Origin of the sequence: Pseudorhodoferax sp. Leaf265 (assembly GCF_001422365.1) — a bacterium.
Taxonomy (GTDB): domain Bacteria; phylum Pseudomonadota; class Gammaproteobacteria; order Burkholderiales; family Burkholderiaceae_C; genus Pseudorhodoferax.
The window spans coordinates 85,778-102,738 of record NZ_LMMT01000012.1 but is presented as its reverse complement, the minus strand read 5'-3'; the positions used below and the strand labels follow the sequence as shown (position 1 = coordinate 102,738).

At 71.4% G+C, this 16,961-nt stretch carries 18 protein-coding genes and 1 pseudogene; 9 read left to right on the top strand and 10 right to left on the bottom strand.

The genetic code is table 11. The features are described 5' to 3' along the window. Positions 1–3 precede the first annotated feature (3 nt). From ASF45_RS12300 to ASF45_RS12285, 4 genes are all read right to left on the bottom strand, one after another. Positions 4–642 carry a response regulator transcription factor gene (locus ASF45_RS12300; protein ID WP_056662210.1) on the bottom strand — a complete coding sequence of 213 codons (639 nt, stop codon included), beginning with the start codon at positions 640–642 and terminating at the stop codon, positions 4–6. Further along, positions 639–1,841 (bottom strand): PAS domain-containing sensor histidine kinase, encoded by a 1,203-nt coding sequence (locus tag ASF45_RS12295; protein WP_056662206.1) that lies wholly within the window; start codon positions 1,839–1,841, stop codon positions 639–641. The genes ASF45_RS12300 and ASF45_RS12295 overlap by 4 nt, the downstream gene beginning before the upstream one ends. A 44-nt stretch (positions 1,842–1,885) precedes the next feature. Then, complete coding sequence (locus tag ASF45_RS12290; protein ID WP_056662203.1) at positions 1,886–2,119, bottom strand: DUF2789 domain-containing protein; 234 nt, start codon at positions 2,117–2,119, stop codon at positions 1,886–1,888. 85 nt (positions 2,120–2,204) lie between these two features. Further along, positions 2,205–2,681: a nuclear transport factor 2 family protein gene (locus ASF45_RS12285; protein WP_056662199.1), complete on the bottom strand. Its 477-nt coding sequence runs from the start codon at positions 2,679–2,681 to the stop codon at positions 2,205–2,207. Positions 2,682–2,757: 76 nt separating this feature from the next. Between ASF45_RS12285 and ASF45_RS12280 the strand changes: the two genes are divergently transcribed. After that, positions 2,758–3,297: a TetR/AcrR family transcriptional regulator gene (locus tag ASF45_RS12280; RefSeq protein ID WP_056663248.1), complete on the top strand. Its 540-nt coding sequence runs from the start codon at positions 2,758–2,760 to the stop codon at positions 3,295–3,297. Positions 3,298–3,316: 19 nt separating this feature from the next. On the opposite strand, the gene kdsA is transcribed toward ASF45_RS12280, so the two are convergent. The 3 genes from kdsA to ASF45_RS12265 form a co-directional block, all read right to left on the bottom strand. Continuing rightward, complete coding sequence (gene kdsA / locus ASF45_RS12275) at positions 3,317–4,159, bottom strand: 3-deoxy-8-phosphooctulonate synthase (RefSeq protein ID WP_056662197.1); 843 nt, start codon at positions 4,157–4,159, stop codon at positions 3,317–3,319. An 82-nt stretch (positions 4,160–4,241) separates the two neighbouring features. Further along, positions 4,242–5,252, bottom strand: coding sequence for a TRAP transporter substrate-binding protein (locus ASF45_RS12270; RefSeq protein WP_056662194.1), 1,011 nt, complete (start codon positions 5,250–5,252; stop codon positions 4,242–4,244). Positions 5,253–5,287: 35 nt separating this feature from the next. Then, positions 5,288–6,448 (bottom strand): mandelate racemase/muconate lactonizing enzyme family protein, encoded by a 1,161-nt coding sequence (locus ASF45_RS12265; protein WP_162243996.1) that lies wholly within the window; start codon positions 6,446–6,448, stop codon positions 5,288–5,290. 90 nt (positions 6,449–6,538) lie between these two features. On the opposite strand from ASF45_RS12265, the gene ASF45_RS12260 reads away from it, so the two are divergent. From ASF45_RS12260 to ASF45_RS12245, 4 genes are all read left to right on the top strand, one after another. After that, positions 6,539–7,429, top strand: coding sequence for a LysR substrate-binding domain-containing protein (locus ASF45_RS12260; RefSeq protein WP_056662186.1), 891 nt, complete (start codon positions 6,539–6,541; stop codon positions 7,427–7,429). 113 nt (positions 7,430–7,542) lie between these two features. After that, positions 7,543–8,019, top strand: a complete 477-nt coding sequence (locus tag ASF45_RS12255; protein WP_056662183.1) for a GNAT family N-acetyltransferase — start codon at positions 7,543–7,545, stop codon at positions 8,017–8,019. Then, positions 8,016–8,651, top strand: a complete 636-nt coding sequence (locus ASF45_RS12250; protein WP_056662181.1) for an FMN-dependent NADH-azoreductase — start codon at positions 8,016–8,018, stop codon at positions 8,649–8,651. The genes ASF45_RS12255 and ASF45_RS12250 overlap by 4 nt, the downstream gene beginning before the upstream one ends. 6 nt (positions 8,652–8,657) lie before the next feature. Next, a complete protein-coding gene (locus tag ASF45_RS12245) occupies positions 8,658–9,128 on the top strand; it encodes a carboxymuconolactone decarboxylase family protein (protein WP_056662178.1) in 471 nt (156 codons plus the stop codon). Here ASF45_RS12245 and ASF45_RS12240 read toward each other — a convergent pair. The 3 genes from ASF45_RS12240 to ASF45_RS12230 are packed head-to-tail and all read right to left on the bottom strand — an operon-like array spanning position 9,101 to position 11,950. Then, entirely contained in the window at positions 9,101–9,709 is a 609-nt protein-coding gene (locus tag ASF45_RS12240; RefSeq protein ID WP_056662175.1) for a glutathione S-transferase family protein, read from the bottom strand. The genes ASF45_RS12245 and ASF45_RS12240 overlap by 28 nt on opposite strands. Positions 9,710–9,718: 9 nt before the next feature. Further along, positions 9,719–11,125: a PLP-dependent aminotransferase family protein gene (locus tag ASF45_RS12235; protein ID WP_235580890.1), complete on the bottom strand. Its 1,407-nt coding sequence runs from the start codon at positions 11,123–11,125 to the stop codon at positions 9,719–9,721. Next, a complete protein-coding gene (locus tag ASF45_RS12230; protein ID WP_056662172.1) occupies positions 11,126–11,950 on the bottom strand; it encodes a creatininase family protein in 825 nt (274 codons plus the stop codon). 98 nt (positions 11,951–12,048) lie between these two features. On the opposite strand from ASF45_RS12230, the gene ASF45_RS12225 reads away from it, so the two are divergent. From ASF45_RS12225 to ASF45_RS34480, 4 genes and pseudogenes are all read left to right on the top strand, one after another. Next, positions 12,049–13,302 (top strand): YbfB/YjiJ family MFS transporter, encoded by a 1,254-nt coding sequence (locus tag ASF45_RS12225; protein WP_056662169.1) that lies wholly within the window; start codon positions 12,049–12,051, stop codon positions 13,300–13,302. A gap of 14 nt (positions 13,303–13,316) precedes the next feature. Then, a complete protein-coding gene (locus ASF45_RS12220; RefSeq protein ID WP_156472975.1) occupies positions 13,317–13,775 on the top strand; it encodes a hypothetical protein in 459 nt (152 codons plus the stop codon). Then, positions 13,772–16,075, top strand: a complete 2,304-nt coding sequence (locus ASF45_RS12215; RefSeq protein WP_056662162.1) for an ATP-dependent DNA helicase — start codon at positions 13,772–13,774, stop codon at positions 16,073–16,075. Before ASF45_RS12220 ends, ASF45_RS12215 begins: the two co-directional genes overlap by 4 nt. Positions 16,076–16,265: 190 nt before the next feature. Beyond that, a pseudogene (locus ASF45_RS34480) lies at positions 16,266–16,931 on the top strand (low temperature requirement protein A); the annotation flags it as partial. Positions 16,932–16,961 lie beyond the last annotated feature (30 nt).

The following is a 16,961-nucleotide window of genomic DNA, read 5'->3' as shown; positions in this document are numbered from 1 at the left end:
GCGTCAGCCCCGGTCCAGCATGTACAGCGTGAGTTCCACGTCGTTCTTGGTACCGGTCTTCTCGAGGATGCGCGCCCGGTAGGTGCTGACCGTGTTGGCCGCCAGGCCCAGCTGCGCACCAATTTCGCCCACGCTGTGCCCCGATGTGAGCAGGCGCAGCACCTGGTGCTCGCGGTGCGAGAGCGCATCCGCGCCCGGCCGTGCACCACGCCGGCCCATGGCCGCAGCCAGCGCTTCGGCCGTGGCGCCGCTGACCCACATGCCGCCCGAAGCGGCCTTGCGCACGGCCGCCAGCATGTCGTCGGGATCGGCCCCCTTGTGCAGGTAGCCGGCCGCGCCGAGGCGAATGCAGCGCACGGCGTACTGGCGCTCGGGGTAGGTGCTGAGCATCAGCACCGGCAGCGCAGGGAAGTCGCGGCGCAGTGTCTCCAGCACGTCCAGGCCGTCGCCCTGGGGCATGGCGATGTCCAGCAGCACGAGGTCCAGCCCCGCGCCGGCGGCGCGCACGGCCTGCAGCACCTCGGCGCCGCTGGCGGCCTCGGCGACGACCTGGACCTCGGGCGCATCGGCCAGCACCTGCTTCAGGCCTTCGCGCACGATGCGGTGGTCGTCGGCCAGCAACACCCGGATGGGGGCCGTCATGGCGCGGCCCCCAGCGGCATCTGCAAGCTGAAGGTGGCGCCCGCTCCAGGTACGCTGGCAATCTCGATCCGCCCGCCGAAGTGCCGTGCGCGCTCGCGCATGCCCATCACGCCGTAGGCTGTGCCCGCCTCGAAGGCCGCGGGGGGCGCGCCCACGCCGTCGTCGTGAACGGCCAGGCGCAGCTGCCGCGCGCAGGCCTGCACATCCACCGACAGCGTGCGCGCATGCGCGTGGCGGCCCACGTTGGACAGCATCTCCTGGAAGATGCGGAACACGGCCATGGCCTGCGCGCCGCCGGGCTCGGGCGCGCCGGCCACCTGCATGCGCCAGTGCAGCCGCAGCTCGGCCGCGGCCACGAACTCCTGCGCCTGCCATTCCAGCGCGGCCCACAGGCCCTGATGGTCCAGGATGCTGGGGCGCAGGTCGGTGATGATGCGGCCCACGTTGTCCACGGCCGATTCGATGAGCCGGCTCATGTTGCTGCACTTGCTGCGCATGCGCGTGCGCATGGCCTCGGCCTCGTGCGCGCTGCGCGCCTGCTGCTCGGCCAGGCGCTTGTCCAGCCAGTTGACGTCCATCTTGAGCGCCACGAGCAGGCTGCCGAGTTCGTCGTGCACCTCGCGCGCGATGCGCGTACGCTCCTCCTCGCGCACGGTGTCCAGGTGGGCCGAGAGTTCGCGCTGGCGCTGCAGCGCGAGCGACAGCGCGTGCGTGCGCTCGGCCACGCGCTGCTCCAGTTCGTCGCGCGCGTGGCGCAGCGCATCGGCCGCGCGCCGGCGCTCGGTGATGTCGACGAAGGTGATGACGGCGCCGCGCACCTCGCCGCCGTCGACGATGGGGTAGCTGGAGTATTCGACCGGAAAGGCCGTGCCGTCGGCGCGCCAGAAGACCTCGCTGTCGATCCGGCAGGGCAGGCCGCGGCGGAAGGCGTTGAAGATCGGGCAGTCCTCGTCGGCGTAGTGCGCACCGTCGGCATGCGAATGGTGCGTCACCTCGTGCATGTTGCGGCCCAGCAGCGCCGCCGGCGCATGGCCGATCAGGCGCGCACCGGCCCGGTTGATGAACATGCAGCGGCCGTCGAGGTCGATGCCGAAGATGCCGTCACCCGTGGACTGCAGCAGCAGGCCGAGCTGCTGTTGCCACAGGGGGTGGACGGCGGTGTCGGCCGTCGTGGCCAGGTCCAGGGCATCTGCATGCATGGACCCGGGGGCATGCAACCGCTGTGCCAGCGGTTGCTGCCGGCTCAGGGACGCAGTGCCAGATTGAGCTGGTCCACCACCTCGGCCCACTCGGCGTCGCGCTGCCATTGCTCGCGCAGGAACTGGGCCTGCGCAGGCGTCCAGAACGGCGCGTCGGGCAAGGCGATGGTTTCGGGCACGGGGCGGTGGCGCGCGATGAAGTCCTGCACCGCAGCCTCGTCGCTGGGAAGGCCCAGCTGGGCGAAAAGGTCGTGCATGGTGGGGGTCGACAGGTCCATTGTTGTTCCTTCACGAAAGGTGCGGGCCCATGGTCGGCGCGGCGCGCGCCCAGAACTGTAGGAAGTTGGAGCGACCCGACGCCGGTCAGAGGCCGAGATCGGACAGGCCAGGATGGTCGTCCGGCCGCCGGCCCAGCGGCCAGTGGAACTTGCGCTCCGACGCCTGGATCGGCAGGTCGTTGATGCTGGCGAAGCGGCGCGCCATGAGGCCATCGGCGTCGAATTCCCAATTCTCGTTGCCGTAGCTGCGGAACCAGTGTCCACTGTCGTCGTGCCATTCGTAGGCGAAGCGCACGGCGATGCGGTCCGCGTGGAAGGCCCACAACTCCTTGACGAGCCGGTAGTCCAGCTCGCGCGCCCACTTGCGCTGCAGCAGCGCACGGGCCTGCTCACGCCCGACCGGGAACTCGGCGCGGTTGCGCCAGACGGTGTCGGGCGTGTAGGCCAGCACCACGCGGTCGGGGTCGCGCGAATTCCAGCCGTCTTCGGCCAGGCGCACCTTCTGCGCGGCGGATTCGGCGGTGAAGGGGGGCAACGGCGGGCGTTGTTCGTCGGCGTTCATGGGTTTTCCTTGAAGTAGACAGGTTCGTCTACTTCAATGCTAATGCAGATAGACAGACCTGTCTACAATGCCCGGCATGGAGACGACCACCCCTTCGGCGCGCGAGCGCATCCTTGCCACCGCGCACGACCTGTTCTACCGCGACGGCATCCGCGCCACCGGCGTGGACCGGCTGATCGCCGAAAGCGGCGTGGCCAAGCTGACCTTCTACCGCCACTTCGCCTCCAAGGACGACCTGGTGCGCGCTTTCCTGGACCACCGCCACGAACGCTGGATGGCCTGGTTCGTCGACGCGCTGGGCCGCCATGGCGCCGGCCAGGCGCCGGGCCTGCAGCCACTGCGGGGTGCGCTCGAGGAGTGGTTCCGCACACCGACATTCCGCGGCTGCGCCTTCATCAACAGCGTGGTGGAGGTGGGCGCCAGCGTGCAGGGCGCGGCCGACACCGCGCGGCGCCACAAGCAGGAGATGGAACAGGTGATCGCCGAGCTGCTGCCGCCCGGCCCGCAGCGTGCGGCCCGCGCGCAGGCGGTGGGTGTGGCATTGGACGGCGCCGTGGTGCGCGCGCAGATGGGCGATGTGGACGGCGCGCTGGCCGCGCTGCGCGGGCTGCTCTGAGCCCGCGCAGAGATGGCAGTCAGTCGATCTGCAGCGGCGCGAACGACTTCACGAGATCGTCGATGGCCTTGACCTGGGCCAGGAAGGGTTCGAGCTTGTCCAGTGGCAGCGCGCTGGGGCCGTCGCACTTGGCCTGGTCGGGGTTGGGATGGGCCTCGAGAAACAGACCGGCCAGGCCCACGGCCATGCCGGCGCGCGCGAGGTCCACCACCTGGGTGCGGCGTCCGCCCGAGGCCGCGCCCGTGGGGTCGCGCTGCTGCAGCGCATGGGTCACGTCGAAGATCAGCGGCAGTCCACCTGTGGTCTTCTTCATCACGCCGAAGCCCAGCATGTCCACCACCAGGTTGTCGTAGCCGAAGCAGGTGCCGCGGTCGCACAGGATGATGCGTTCGTTGCCGGCCTCCTTGAACTTCTCGACGATGTTGAGCATCTGCGGCGGGCTCAGGAACTGCGGCTTCTTGATGTTGACCACGCGGCCGGTCTTGGCCAGGGCCACCACCAGGTCGGTCTGGCGCGCCAGGAAGGCCGGCAGCTGCAGCACGTCGACCACCTCGGCCACGGGCTGGGCCTGCCAGGGCTCGTGCACGTCGGTGATGACGGGCACGCCGAACTGCGCCTTGACGGCTTCGAAGATCTTCATGCCCTCCTCCAGGCCCGGGCCGCGGTAGGAGTGGATGGAGGAGCGGTTGGCCTTGTCGAAGCTGGCCTTGAACACGTAGGGAATGCCCAGCTTGGTCGTGACGCGCACGTACTCCTCGCAGGTGCGCAGGGCCAGGTCGCGGGACTCGAGCACGTTGATGCCGCCGAACAGCACGAAGGGGCGGTCGTTGCCGGCGGAGATGGTGGGGGTGATGGCGATCATGCGGGTCATCGGAGAAATCGATGCCCGGATTGTGGCCGGGAAGCCCTTGGCTGCATGCGCGCCGCGGACATTCGCCGGCCACTCAACGCTTGCCGCGCACCTTCTCGATCTCGGCCAGCATCTCGGCCGCCAGTGCCTCACCGCCCTCCTTCACGTACTTGGCGTTCACGGCCGCCACCTTCTCGCGCATGCGCGCGGCCTCGGCCGGCGCCACCGTGTTGACCTGCAGGCCCTTGGCCTTGAGGCTGTCAGCGGCCTTGTCGTTGGCCTCGCGCGAGACCTTGCGCTCGTAGGCGCCGGCCTCGGCCGCGGCGTCCATGAGGATCTGGCGGTCGGCCGGCGCGAGCTTGTCCCACTTCATCTTGCTGAATACCACGACCAGCGGGTTGTAGGCGTGGTTGGTGGCCGAGGCGAACTTCTGCACCTCCTGCAGCTTGAGCGCTTCGACCGCGGCAAAGGGGTTCTCCTGGCCGTCCATGGCACGCGTCTCCAGCGCGCCGTAGAGCTCCGGGATGGGCATGGGCACCGCGTTGGCACCCAGCGCGCCGAAGGTGTCGAGGAAGATGGTGCTCTGCGGCACGCGCAGCTTGAGGCCGGCGAAGTCCTCGGCCTTGGCGATCGGGCGCCGGCTGTTGGTCACGATGCGAAAGCCGTGGTCCCAGTAAGCGAGGCCGATCAGGCCCTTGTCGGGCAGCAGGTCGAGCAGACGCTTGCCGACCGGGCCGTCGAGCACGGCATCGGCCTCGGCGTAGCTGTTGAACAGGAAGGGCAGGTCCAGCAGCACGTACTCCTTGACCATGCCGGTCAACAGGCTGGGGATCACCACCGTCATGTCGATGGTGCCGCCGCGCAGCGAGGACAGCACGGCCACGTCGCCGCCCAGCGTGGCGCTGCCGAAGGTCTTGACCTCGATCCGCTTGCCGCTCTTTTGCTGCACGAGTTCGGCGAAGCGGCGGATGCCCAGCCCGTGCGGATGGTCGGGCGCCTGCACGTAGGCCACGCGCAGCGAGACCGGCTCCTGCGCCAATGCGGGCGCCGCGGCCCAGCCGAGCAGCGCGCTGGCGGCCACAGCCAGGAAGGTTCTGCTTTTCATGGTGGATGTCTCCTCACTCTTTGGAATCGATGCAATCAGCGGGTCACGGACCATTGGTCGACCAAGTGCTCGCGGAACTGCCGCGGGTCGACCTCGATGCCCAGGCCCGGCCCGTCCGGGATGGCGATGCGGCCGTCGGGCCGCACGCCCACGGCGCCGCACATGTCGCGGAACGGGTTGTGCGAGGGGTCGAACTCGAACAGCGGGTAGCGCAGGCCCGGGCCGCGCAGCTCCGGCAGGCCCGCGATGAACTGCAGCGACGCGTGGAAGTTGATGGCCGTTCCCCAGACGTGCGGCACCACCGGCAGCCCGTGCGCGTCGGCCAGTGCCGCGATCTTCAGGCCTTCGGTGAAGCCACCGCACAGCGCCAGGTCGGGCTGCACCACGTCCAGAGCGCCTTGCGCGAGGAAGTCGCGGAAGGGCGTCACGCCGAGCAGCGCCTCGCCGCCCGCCAGTGCCATCGGCAGGGCCTTGGACAGTTGCACGTAGCCCGGCAGGTTGTCGTGGCGGATGGGTTCCTCCAGCCAGACCAGGTCGCTCGGCGCGAAGTGCTGCGCGAACGCCAGCGCAGAGCGCACCGTGGCGCCTTCGTTCAGGTCGGCCATGAGCGGGAAGGCGTCGCCCACGCGCCGGCGCAGGCCGGCCAGCAGGGCGCCCTCGGCGCGCGCGTCCAGGCCCAGGCGCAGCTTCATCGCCTGAAAGCCGTCGCGCAGGTAGCCGTCGATGTCGCGCTCGAAGTCGCGGTAGGGGTCGCCGCCCGGCTTGAGGAAGGGGCCGCTGACATAGGCCGGCACCTCGTGCCGCAGCGCGCCGCCCAGCAGCCGCGCGATCGGCATGCCGGCGCGGCGGGCCGCGAGGTCCCAGGCCGCGATGTCGATGGCGCTCATGGCCATGGTGGTCACGCCGCGCCGGTCGTAGGTCAGGGTCTGGGCCATCGCGTTCCACAGCACGCGCGGCGCGCCATCGGCCTGCGCCAGCACGGCCTGGGCCAGCCCGCCGCGGATGGCGGCGGCCGCCGCACCCGGCATGGACCAGGTCTCGCCCCAGCCGGCCTGGCCGTCGGTGTCCGTCAAGCGCACCAGCAGCGTGACGCGGCGGTCGAAGAAGCGCATCGCGTTGCCGATCGGCTCGGGCAGCGTGCAGGCGATTTCGAAGCCGTCGATGCGGGCGATGCGGGCGCCTTGTGGTGTCTCCATGGCGGCGGATTGTGGAAAGGCGCTGACCATCCTGTCCAATACCGATTCTTCGCTGGTCCATAGACGGACTGCATACCCGAGGGTTTACCCATGAGCCTCACGCTCAGACACATCGAAGTCATCCGCGCCGTGCTGCAGGAGGGCTCGGTCACCGGCGCCGCGCGCCTGCTCGCGGTGTCGCAGCCGGCGCTGAGCCGCACGCTGAAGAACGCCGAAGGCCGCATCGGCATGCTGTTGTTCGAGCGGCGCGGCGGCCGCATGTCGCCGACGCCCGAGGCCCTGACGCTGCAGCGCGACATCGAGCGCGTGTACCGCGAGATCGAGGCCGTCGAGCGCACCTCCGGCGACCTGCGCAACCTGCGCGGCGGCCGGCTGTCGGTGGCCTGCAACCCGTCCGTGGCCTCGACGCTGGTGGCCACGGTGCTGGGCCAGACCGCCGCGCTGGCGCCCGACGCGCGCGTGTCGATCCAGACCGCGCTGAACTACGAGGTGGTGGAGCTGGTGCGCACGCGCAGCGCCGACATCGGTTACGCCTGGGACGTGCCGCGCCAGAGCGAGGTGGTGGCCACCGAGATCGGCCGTTCGCGCCTGGTGTGCCTGCTGCCCCGCGACCATGCGCTGGCGGCGCGCAAGTCGGTGTCGGCCAAGGACCTGCATGGCGTTCCGCTGATCTCGTTCAGCTCCACGTTGCCGATCGGTTTCGAGACCGAGAGCGCGTTCGCCGAGGCCGGCGCCACGCGCCGGATCGGCATCGAGGTAGGCCAGACCTTCGTGGCGGCCTCACTGGTGCGCGCCGGTGCCGGCATTGCCGTCGTGGACCAGCTGTCGGTGCGCGCCGTGGCAGACGACCTGCCGGTGCGGCCCCTGCTGCCCCGGCGTGTCGTGCGGCTGTACGCGATCACGCGGCCCGAGCGACCGTCGCTGCTGGCCCGGCAGTTCGCGGAACGCATCGCGCAGCTGGCGCGGGACACGGTGCGCTGAGCACGCCGACGTGCAGCCGGCGCCGGGATCTTGGTCCACTCCGATCGCGCATTCTTGGGTCTGGTGGCCACGCCACCGCGTTCCTACAGTGCCTCCATCCCCAAGGAAGGAACATGGACACCGCAACAAGCACCCCCCTGCCACCCGGCACGGCACTGCGCCACGCCGAGGACACCGCCGCGCTGCGCGCCTGCTGGCCCGTGGCGCAGCAGCTGCGCCCGCAGCTGGCCGGCATCGACGACTACCTGGAGCGCGTGCAGCGCATGCGCCAGCACAGCTACCGCGTGCTGGCCGCCTGGCACGGCGAGCGTGTGCTGGCGCTGGCCGGCTACCGGCTGCAGGAGAACCTGGTCTACGGCCGCTTCCTGTACATCGATGACCTCGTCAGCAGCGAGGAGGTGCGCGGCCAGGGCTGGGGCGCGCGGCTGATCGCGGCCACACGCGTTCTGGCCGCGCAGGCCGGCTGCGCCCACGTCGTGCTGGACACCGCCATCGCCAACACGGCCGCGCAGCGCTTCTACGCGGCCCAGGGTCTGGCGAACAAGGCCACGCGCTTCAGCTGCGCCGTGCCGACGGAGGTGGCCGCATGAAGCTGCTGCACATCGCCTGCAGCCCGCGTGTTCAGGGCTCGCACAGCGCGCGGCTGGCGCAGGCCATCGTCGAGCGGCTCTGCGTGCTGCACCCGGTCACGCAGGTGCAGCTGCGCGACCTGGCCGCCGAGCCGCTGCCGCATGTGGACGGCGCCTACGCCGATGCGCTGGCCGGCAGGCAGCCGGCGGGTGCCGCGGCCGGTGCACTGGTGCGCTCGGACGCGCTGATCGCCGAACTCGAACAGGCCGACGCCATCGTGCTCGGCACGCCCATGCACAACTTCACCGTGCCCTCGGTGCTCAAGTCCTGGATCGACCATGTGCTGCGCATCCACCGCACCTTTGCGCCCACACCCGAGGGCCACAAGCGCGGGCTGCTGCGCAACCGGCCGGTCTACATCGCTGTCGCCTCGGGCGGGATGTTCCTGGGCGAGCGCGCGCGCCAGCCGGATTTCCTGACGCCGTATCTGCGCGCCGTGCTCAACACCATGGGCCTGCACGACCTGCACTTCTTCGTGCTGCAGGCCACGGTGCGCGGGCCCGACGCGCTGGCCGCGGCCTGGGACGACGCACTGCGCCAGGTCGCGCAGCTCGCGGCAGCGCAGCCCGCCCCCCTCGAACTCCAGAACTGAAGAACGATGACGCAACGACTCCTGCTCAACGACGCGGCACCGAACGCCGCCAAGGGCCTGTACGCCACCAGCGCCTACCTCGCGCAATGCAGCCTGCCCAAGCCGCTGGTGGACCTGGTCTATCTGCGCGTGTCGCAGATCAACGGCTGCGCCTACTGCATCGATATGCACTCGCGCGACCTGCTCGCGCTGGGCATGGCCGTGGACAAGCTGCTGCTGGTGCCGGTGTGGCGCGAGGCGCTGCCCTTGTTCGACGCGCGCGAGCGCGCCGCGCTGCAATGGGCCGAGAGCCTCACGGCGGTGGCGCAGACGCAGGCGCCCGACGCCGACTACGCGGCGCTCACCGCCGTGTTCGGCGAACGCGAGATCGGCGATCTCACGCTGGCCGTGAGCCTCATGAACGCATTCAACCGGATCGGCGTGGGGCTTCGCATGGTGCCGAAGGCGGCTCAGGCCGTCGGCGCAGTCTGCGCGTAGGCCGGCACGCGGGCCGCGAAGTCCTCCAGCCAGGCCACGAGTGCCGGGTGTTCGGTGCGCCAGGCGCCCGCGAAGCGCAGGTCGAGGTAGCCCAACGCGCAGGCCTGGGCGATCTCGCCGATGTGCGGCACGCCCGCGCCGGGCACGGCGTGGTGCCTGGCCAGGTGCGCCAGCGCGCGCTCCATCTTGCCGCGCTGGTGCGCGAGCCATTGCTCGCCGCGCAACTCGGGCGGACGGTAGCGACCTTCGTAGACCTGCAGGATGCAGGCGTCGAGCAGGCCGTCGGCCAGCGCCTGGTGGCGCAGCACGGCCAGGCGGCCCGGCCCGGGCGGCACCAGCACGGGCGTGGCCGCAGTCTCGTTGAGGTATTCAACGATCACGCGCGAGTCGTACAACGGCTCGCCATCGTCCAGCAGCAGCGTGGGGATCTTGCCGAGCGGGTTCTGCTGGCGCAGCAGGTCGCTGGCGTCGTTGGTATCGGCCGCTTCGATGCGGATGAGATCGCTCAGGCCGGCGACGGCGGCGGCGATGCGGACCTTGCGGCCGAAGGGCGAGGCGGGGGAAGTGCGCAGGATGGGCATGGGCCGATGTTAGAGGTCGGCGTCGATCAGCGACTGCAACCGGGCCCAGTGCGCCGCAGCCTCCTCCACGCGGAGATTGGTCACGCCGAGCAGCAGGCCATTGTGCTCGGGGGCGGGCCGCGCGTACCAGGGCGACAGCGGCGCGGGCGACAGGCCCAGGGCCCGGGCCGCGCGCACGAGCGCCACGTCGGCGCGCCCGGGCGGCAGCTGGAGCAGCACGGCCAGCCCGGCAGCGCGGTGGGTGATGCCGGCCGCGCGCAGGCAGGCCAGCAGCGCATCGCGCCGCTGCTGGTACAGGCGCTTCATGCGCCGCAGGTGGCGCAGGTGGTGGCCGCCTCGCAGCAGTTCGGCCACAGCCTGCTGCACGAGCGGCGCAGGCGCGCTGCCGTGCAGGGCGGTGGCGGCATCGAAACGGGCGACCTGGTCGGCCGGCACCACCAGGAAGCCCAGGCGCAGCGCCGGGCTGATGGTCTTGCTGAAGGTGCCCACGTGCAGCACGCGCGCCGCGCCGACATCGGCCCCGAGAGCGGGCGCGGCGCGGCCTTGCAGCTGCAGTTCGCCGAGGTAATCGTCTTCGAGGACCCAGGCCTGCTGGCGGACGGCCCAGTCGAGCAGCGCGCGGCGCCGCGCCAGTGCCAGCGCCACGCCCAGCGGCGCCTGCTGGCCCGGCGTGACCACGGCCAGCGCGGCCTGCGGCGCCAGCGCCTGGCCGGCCGCCACGTCCAGGCCCTGCGCGTCCACGGGCACGGCCACGGTGTCCAGGCCCAGCGTGGCCAGCAGCTTGCGCGTGAGCGGGTAGCCGGGCTCCTCGGTCCAGGCCTGGCCCGCCAGACCCAGGGCCCGCACGGCGAGCGCGACGGAGGCGGCGTGCCCGCCCGTCACGTAGACCTGGGCGGGGCTGCAGGCCAGGCCACGCGCCACGGCGAGCATGGCGGCGATCTGCGTGCGCAACGCGGGCTCGCCGCGCGGATCGGGGTAGTCCGGCGCGGCACCGGCGGCCGTGCGCGCAGCGCGCACGAACAGGCGCGACCAGAGCTTGGCCGGGATGCCGTCCTGCGCCGGCACGCCCATCTGGAACACGCCATTGCCGCGCACGAGCCCGGGCAGCGGGCTCGGCGCGGCCGTGGCCGGTAGGTCGTCCTGCGGCCGCACAGGCACGCGCCGCGCCACGTGCGTGCCGGCCGCGCCCAGGGCCTGGACCAGGCCGGCGTCGATCAGCGTCTCGTAGGCCGCACGCACCGTTCCGCGCGCCACGCCCAGTTGGGAGGCCAGGTCGCGCCACGACGGCAGCCGTGCGCCCGGAGCCAGCCGGCCCTGTTCGATCGCGCTGCGCAGGCCGGCTGCGATCTGCTCGGTCAGCGCGGTGGGCGCTGCGCGGTCGAGCGCGAGCGCGAGCGGCACCTTCGGGTCGGCCACTCAGTCGGACAGCCGCGGTGCGTCGACCAGCGTGGCGAGCGGCAGGCTGGACAGTTCGCCGAGCAGCGCCGCGAGCTGGCGGCCGGCGGCCTCCACGAGCGCCCGGCCCTTCTCGGCCGTGGCATTGGCGGCGTTGCCGGCGGCGCCTTCGGCGTTGTAGTCCTGCATCTGCCAGCCGAGCTTGGCGGTCTTGCCGTTGCCCAGGATGGGGTAGGCGGCGGCACGGTCCTGCGACGTGGAGCGGAAATGGCGTGCCTGCACCATGTCGACGCGGGCCGGATCGAGCGCCAGCATCATCGAGGTCTCGATGTCGCCGCCATGGATGCCGAAGCGGTGTTCCTCTGCGTTGAACAGGCCCTCCACATCCGCGCCCAGCGGCAGCGTGTACCAGCTGGCGTGGTAGCACAGCAGTTCGCAGCGCGTGCGCAGGTCGCGCGCCACGATGTCCATGATGGACACCTGGCCGCCATGGCTGTTGAAGATCAGCAGCTTGCGCAGGCCGGCGCGCGCGACCGACTCGCCGATCTCGGTCCACAGGCGGATCGTGGTCTCGGCCGACAGCGACAGCGTGCCCGGAAAGCGCTCGTGTTCGCTGCTGCGGCCGATGGCCTGGGTCGGCAGGAACAGCACGGGCAGGGCCTCGGGCAGGTGCGGTAAAGCGGCAGCGATGACACCGTCGACCAGCGCCGCGTCCACCCGCACGGGCAGGTGCGGGCCGTGCTGCTCGGTGGCAGCCACGGGCAGCACGGCCACGGTGGCGGCGGGGTCCAGCCGCGCAAAGTCGCGCGTGCCGAGATCAGACCAGAATCGCGAGGGTAGGCTCATGGCGGGGATCTTAGAACGTGTTCCATGCCCATGCCCCCTGGCCAGCGCCGGCGCGGGCCGGGCGCTAACATGCCGGCCGCCCCCTGCCCCATTCCCCTATGTCATCGATTCCATCCGACGCGCCGGCCCCGGTGGCGTACGGCCCCTGGGCCATCGCTGCCGCCGGTGCCGTGGGCCTGGCCGTGGCCATGGGCATCGGCCGCTTCGCGTTCACGCCGCTGATGCCCATGATGCTGCACGACGGCGTGATCGACCTGGCCGGTGCCAGCTGGCTGGCCAGCGCCAACTATCTCGGCTACCTGCTCGGCGCAGTGCTGTGCACGCTGCAGCCCTGGCTCTGGCGCCGGCTCGGCAACCCACCACCGCCCGACGCCGCACGCATGGTGCAGGCCGGCCTCGCCGCCACCATCGTGCTGACGCTGGCCATGGCCCTGCCCTGGCCAGCGCTGTGGCCGGCGCTGCGCTTCGCGGCCGGCGTGGCCAGCGCCCTCGTCTTCGTCTACATCTCGGGCTGGTGCCTGGCACAGCTGGCGCGGCGCGGCCGCGGTGCGCTGGGCGGCATGATCTACGCGGGGCCGGGCACGGGCATCGTGCTGAGCGGCCTGATCGCCGGTGCGGTGGTGGCCGGGGACGGCAGCGCGCGGCTGGGCTGGCTGGTGTTCGGCGCGTCAGCCGCTGCCATGGCGGCCGCGGTGCGTCCGGTGCTGCAACGCGGCGAGTTGCCGGCGCCGCCGGTGGCTGTGGCGGCCGGCCCGGCCGCCGCGCAACGCACGGCTTCGCGTGGCGAGGTGGCGCTGCTGGCTGCGGGCTACGGTTGCGCCGGCTTCGGCTACATCATCACCGCCACGTTCCTGCCCGTGATCGCCCGCGCTGCGTTGCCGGCCTCGGTCTGGCTCGACCTGTTCTGGCCCATCTTCGGCGTCGGCGTGATCCTGGGTGCCATGGCCACCACGCGTGTCGCCCTGAGCGGCGACATGCGCCGGATGCTGGCGCTGTGCCATGGCGTGCAGGCCGTGGGCGTGGCCATGAGCCTGGTCAGCCCCACCTTGCCGGGCTTCGTGCTGGGCAGCCTGCTGCTGGGGTTGCCATTCACGGCCATCACCTATTTCGCGATGCAGGAGGTGCGCCGCCTGCGGCCCGCCAGCGCGGCGAGCACCATGGGACTGCTGACGGCGCTGTACGGCATCGGCCAGGTGCTGGGGCCGCCGCTGGTGGCGCTGTTGATCGGCTGGTCGGGCTCGCCAGCGCGTGGTTTCACGCTGGCGCTGATGGTGGCGGCCGGCACGCTGCTGGTGGGCGCGGCGCTGTACCTGCTGGGCGCGCGGCGCTATCCCAAGGACAGCGCGCCATGAGATCGGGTGGCCGGATGCTTGTTGCCCCCCTGCTCGCGGGGCTGGCAATGGGCGCCGCGGCGATGTCGCTGGACGATGCGCTGAAGTCGCCCGCCTGCCTGGCCGCTCGCGAGCGGCTCGACGCCATCATGGCCGAGCAGAAACCCGACATCGTTCTGTTGCGTGCGGCACGCCAGCGCGCGGCACGCGCCTGCTTCCGTGCCGAAGCAGATGCCCCACCGCCCTCGCGCGCCGAGCGCCCGCTGGTCGTGCTGCCACCAGTGCCTGCGCCGGCACCCGCCGCGGCGCCCACAGCGCCCGCAGCACCGACCGCCGCGGCACCACCCCGGCCACAGCCCTCGCAGGCGGCGCGCTGCGACGCAGGCGGCTGCTGGGACAGCCAGGGCCAGCGGCTGAACCGCACCGGCAACCAACTGGTCGATCCGCAGGGGCAGCTGTGCACGCAGCAGGGCACGGTGCTGAGCTGCCCTTGAACGGCACGCCTGCAGCGCCGGCTCCGTATGCCGTGGCGGTGCGCGCGCTGTGCGAGTTCACCGCCAAGGCCGGGGACCTGGACCTGCGCTTCACACCCGCGCCCACCGCGCTGGAAGGCATCGCCGGCCATGCGCTGGTGACCGGGCGGCGCGCCGCGGACTACGAGGCCGAGGTGCGGGTGCAGGGCCGCCACGGCGCGCTGCAGGTGCGCGGCCGCGCCGACGGCTTCGACGCTGCCCGGCGACGGCTCGAAGAGATCAAGACCCACCGGGGCGATCTGACGCGCCAGCCGGCCCAGCAACGGGTCCTGCACTGGGCCCAGCTCAAGGTCTATGGCGCCCTGCTGTGCGCCGAGCGCGGCCTGCCCGCGCTGACGCTGGCGCTGGTGTACTTCGACATTGCGAGCCAGCGCGAGACGGTGTTCGAGGAACGGCACGAAGCGGCTGCGCTGCAGGCCTTCTTCGAGCAGCAATGCCAGCGTTTCCTGGCCTGGGCCACGCAGGAGCAAGCCCACCGTGCGGCGCGTGACACGGCCCTGGCAGCGCTGGCGTTTCCGCACGCGGCGTTCCGGCCCGGCCAGCGCGATCTGGCCGAAGCCGTGTACCGCGCGGCCGCGCGCGGCCGGCCTTTGCTGGCGCAGGCCCCCACGGGCATCGGCAAGACGGTGGGCACGCTGTTCCCGCTGCTCAAGGCCTGCCCGGGCAAGGGCATCGACAAGCTGTTCTACCTGGCGGCGAAGACACCGGGCCGCCAGCTGGCGCTGGATGCCCTGGCGCGCATCGCGCCCGCGGGCCGGCCGCTGCGCGTGCTGGAGCTGACGGCGCGCGAGAAGAGCTGCGAGCATCTCGACAAGGCCTGCCATGGCGAGTCCTGCCCGTTGGCACGCGGTTTCTACGACCGGTTGCCGGCGGCCCGCGGCGCGGCGGTGGCCGCAGGGCCGCTGGCACGCGCCCCACTGCGCGAGGTGGCGCTGGCGCACCAGGTGTGCCCCTACTACCTGGGCCAGGAACTGGCGCGCTGGGCCGACGTGGTGGTCGGCGACTACAACTACTGGTTCGATGGCAGCGCCATGCTGTACGCGCTGGCCTTGCAGAACGAATGGCGTGTGGGCGTGCTGGTGGACGAGGCGCACAACCTGGTCGACCGCGGTCGCGCGATGTACTCGGCGGGCATGCAGCGCGGCACGGTGCGCGCGCTGGCGCGCGAGGCGCCCGCCGCGCTGCGTCGCCCGCTCGAACGGCTGGACCGGCAATGGCGCGCCCTGCTGGCCGAGGACGAGCGCTCCTACAGCACGCGCGAGGCGCCACCGGCCGCCTGGGCCACGGCGCTGCAGAATGCCGCCGCCGCGCTGGGCGACTACTTCGCCGATGCCGCCCCGGGCGTGCCGCATCCGCTCGACGGCGCACTGCAGTCGTTCTGGTTCGAGGCCCTGCAACTGCTGCGGCTGGTGCAGAGCTTCGGCCAGCATTCCATGGTCGACGTGACGCGCCTGCCGGCCGGCAGGGGCACGGGGCGCAACGATGCCGAACTGCACATCCGCAACCTGATCCCGGCAGAATTCCTGGCACCGCGGCTGGCGGCGGCGTGGAGCAGCACGCTGTTCTCAGCCACGCTGGCGCCGCCCGAGTTCTACCGCAACACGCTGGGACTGCCGGCCGACACGCCCTTCGTCGACATCGCATCGCCCTATGCCGCCGAGCAACTGCGCGTGCGCGTGGCCGACAGCATTTCCACCCGCTTCACCGAACGGCAGGCGTCTGCCGCGCCCATTGCCGCACTGATGGCGCAGCAGTACCTGGCGCAGCCCGGCAACTACCTGGCGTTCTTCAGCAGCCATGACTACCTGGAGCTGGTGGCCAACGCGTTCGCACGGATGCATCCGGCCATCCCGCACTGGCGCCAGACCCGGCGCATGGACGAGGCCGAGCGGGAGGCCTTCCTCACCCGGTTTGCGCCCGGTGGGGCCGGCATCGGCTTTGCGGTGCTGGGCGGCAGCTTCGGCGAGGGCATCGACCTGCCGGGCGATCGGCTCATCGGCGCCTTCGTCGCCACGCTCGGCCTGCCCCAGGTCAATCCCGTCAACGAGGAGATGCGCCGGCGCATGCAGGACGCATTCGGCGCCGGCTACGACTATGCCTATCTGTACCCCGGCCTGCGCAAGGTGGTGCAGGCGGCAGGCCGCGTGATCCGCTCACGCGAGGACCGGGGCGTGGTCGTGCTCATCGACGAGCGATTTTCCCGCCGCGCGGTGCGGGCCTTGCTGCCGGCGTGGTGGCCGCTGACAACGCCAGCAGCCTGAGGACGCCGGATTGTCGACAAACGTTTGCCGTGATTGCATAGGCAACGAACTGAATAGGACCGTCGATGGACTGGCATCTGCCCATACCAACACGACAAGGAAGGCCACATGCACCCAGCCCACGCGACACAAGGCAGCGCTGCTTCCGCGCACCACCCTGCTGCGGCAGTGTGACGGACACCACGCCCATGTGACGTTCGAGGAGCTCTTCTTCGACTTGGTCTATGTGTTTGCCGTCACGCAGCTCAGCCACCAGTTGCTGCACCACCTCACGGCCGCCGGCGTCATCGAAGTGCAGATCCTGTGGTTCGCCGTCTGGCTGGGCTGGCAGTACACCTCCTGGGTGACGAACTGGTTCGATCCCGAAACGCCGCACATCCGCGGTCTCATCTTCGCCAACATGCTGCTGGGTCTGTTGATGGCCTCCAGCCTCCCCCAGGCCTTCGGGGAGCGCGGGATGGTCTTCGCGCTGTCCTATGTGGCCATCCAGGTCGGGCGCACGGCCTTCATCGCCTTGCAGCTGCCGTCCGGCCATGCGCTGGCCGCGAACTACCGGCGCATGCTGGTCCGGCTCATGGTCTCGGCGGTGTTCTGGATCGCCGGCGCACTGGCCGAGCACGAAACGCGCGCCTTGCTCTGGTTCATTGCGGTGGTGTGCGAGTACGGCGCACCGATGGTGGGCTTCGCCGTGCCGGGCATGGGCCGCTCCAACACCCGGGACTGGAGCATCGAAGGCGGCCACCTGGCGGAACGCTGCCAGATGTTCGTCATCGTCGCGTTGGGCGAAACCTTGCTGGCCACCGGTGCAAGCCTGTCCGCCGCAGGGCATTGGTCGTCCGAGGTGCTTCAGGCGCTGGTGGCCACCTTCCTCGGCACGCTGGCCATG

Bases quoted from the DNA above. Each gene is read 5' to 3' on its own strand.
- ASF45_RS12300 (WP_056662210.1), bottom strand. From the start codon at position 642: ATGACGGCCCCCATCCGGGTGTTGCTGGCCGACGACCACCGCATCGTG.
- ASF45_RS12295 (WP_056662206.1), bottom strand. From the start codon at position 1,841: ATGCATGCAGATGCCCTGGACCTGGCCACGACGGCCGACACCGCCGTC.
- ASF45_RS12290 (WP_056662203.1), bottom strand. From the start codon at position 2,119: ATGGACCTGTCGACCCCCACCATGCACGACCTTTTCGCCCAGCTGGGC.
- ASF45_RS12285 (WP_056662199.1), bottom strand. From the start codon at position 2,681: ATGAACGCCGACGAACAACGCCCGCCGTTGCCCCCCTTCACCGCCGAA.
- ASF45_RS12280 (WP_056663248.1), top strand. From the start codon at position 2,758: ATGGAGACGACCACCCCTTCGGCGCGCGAGCGCATCCTTGCCACCGCG.
- kdsA (WP_056662197.1), bottom strand. From the start codon at position 4,159: ATGATCGCCATCACCCCCACCATCTCCGCCGGCAACGACCGCCCCTTC.
- ASF45_RS12270 (WP_056662194.1), bottom strand. From the start codon at position 5,252: ATGAAAAGCAGAACCTTCCTGGCTGTGGCCGCCAGCGCGCTGCTCGGC.
- ASF45_RS12265 (WP_162243996.1), bottom strand. From the start codon at position 6,448: ATGGAGACACCACAAGGCGCCCGCATCGCCCGCATCGACGGCTTCGAA.
- ASF45_RS12260 (WP_056662186.1), top strand. From the start codon at position 6,539: ATGAGCCTCACGCTCAGACACATCGAAGTCATCCGCGCCGTGCTGCAG.
- ASF45_RS12255 (WP_056662183.1), top strand. From the start codon at position 7,543: ATGGACACCGCAACAAGCACCCCCCTGCCACCCGGCACGGCACTGCGC.
- ASF45_RS12250 (WP_056662181.1), top strand. From the start codon at position 8,016: ATGAAGCTGCTGCACATCGCCTGCAGCCCGCGTGTTCAGGGCTCGCAC.
- ASF45_RS12245 (WP_056662178.1), top strand. From the start codon at position 8,658: ATGACGCAACGACTCCTGCTCAACGACGCGGCACCGAACGCCGCCAAG.
- ASF45_RS12240 (WP_056662175.1), bottom strand. From the start codon at position 9,709: ATGCCCATCCTGCGCACTTCCCCCGCCTCGCCCTTCGGCCGCAAGGTC.
- ASF45_RS12230 (WP_056662172.1), bottom strand. From the start codon at position 11,950: ATGAGCCTACCCTCGCGATTCTGGTCTGATCTCGGCACGCGCGACTTT.
- ASF45_RS12225 (WP_056662169.1), top strand. From the start codon at position 12,049: ATGTCATCGATTCCATCCGACGCGCCGGCCCCGGTGGCGTACGGCCCC.
- ASF45_RS12220 (WP_156472975.1), top strand. From the start codon at position 13,317: ATGCTTGTTGCCCCCCTGCTCGCGGGGCTGGCAATGGGCGCCGCGGCG.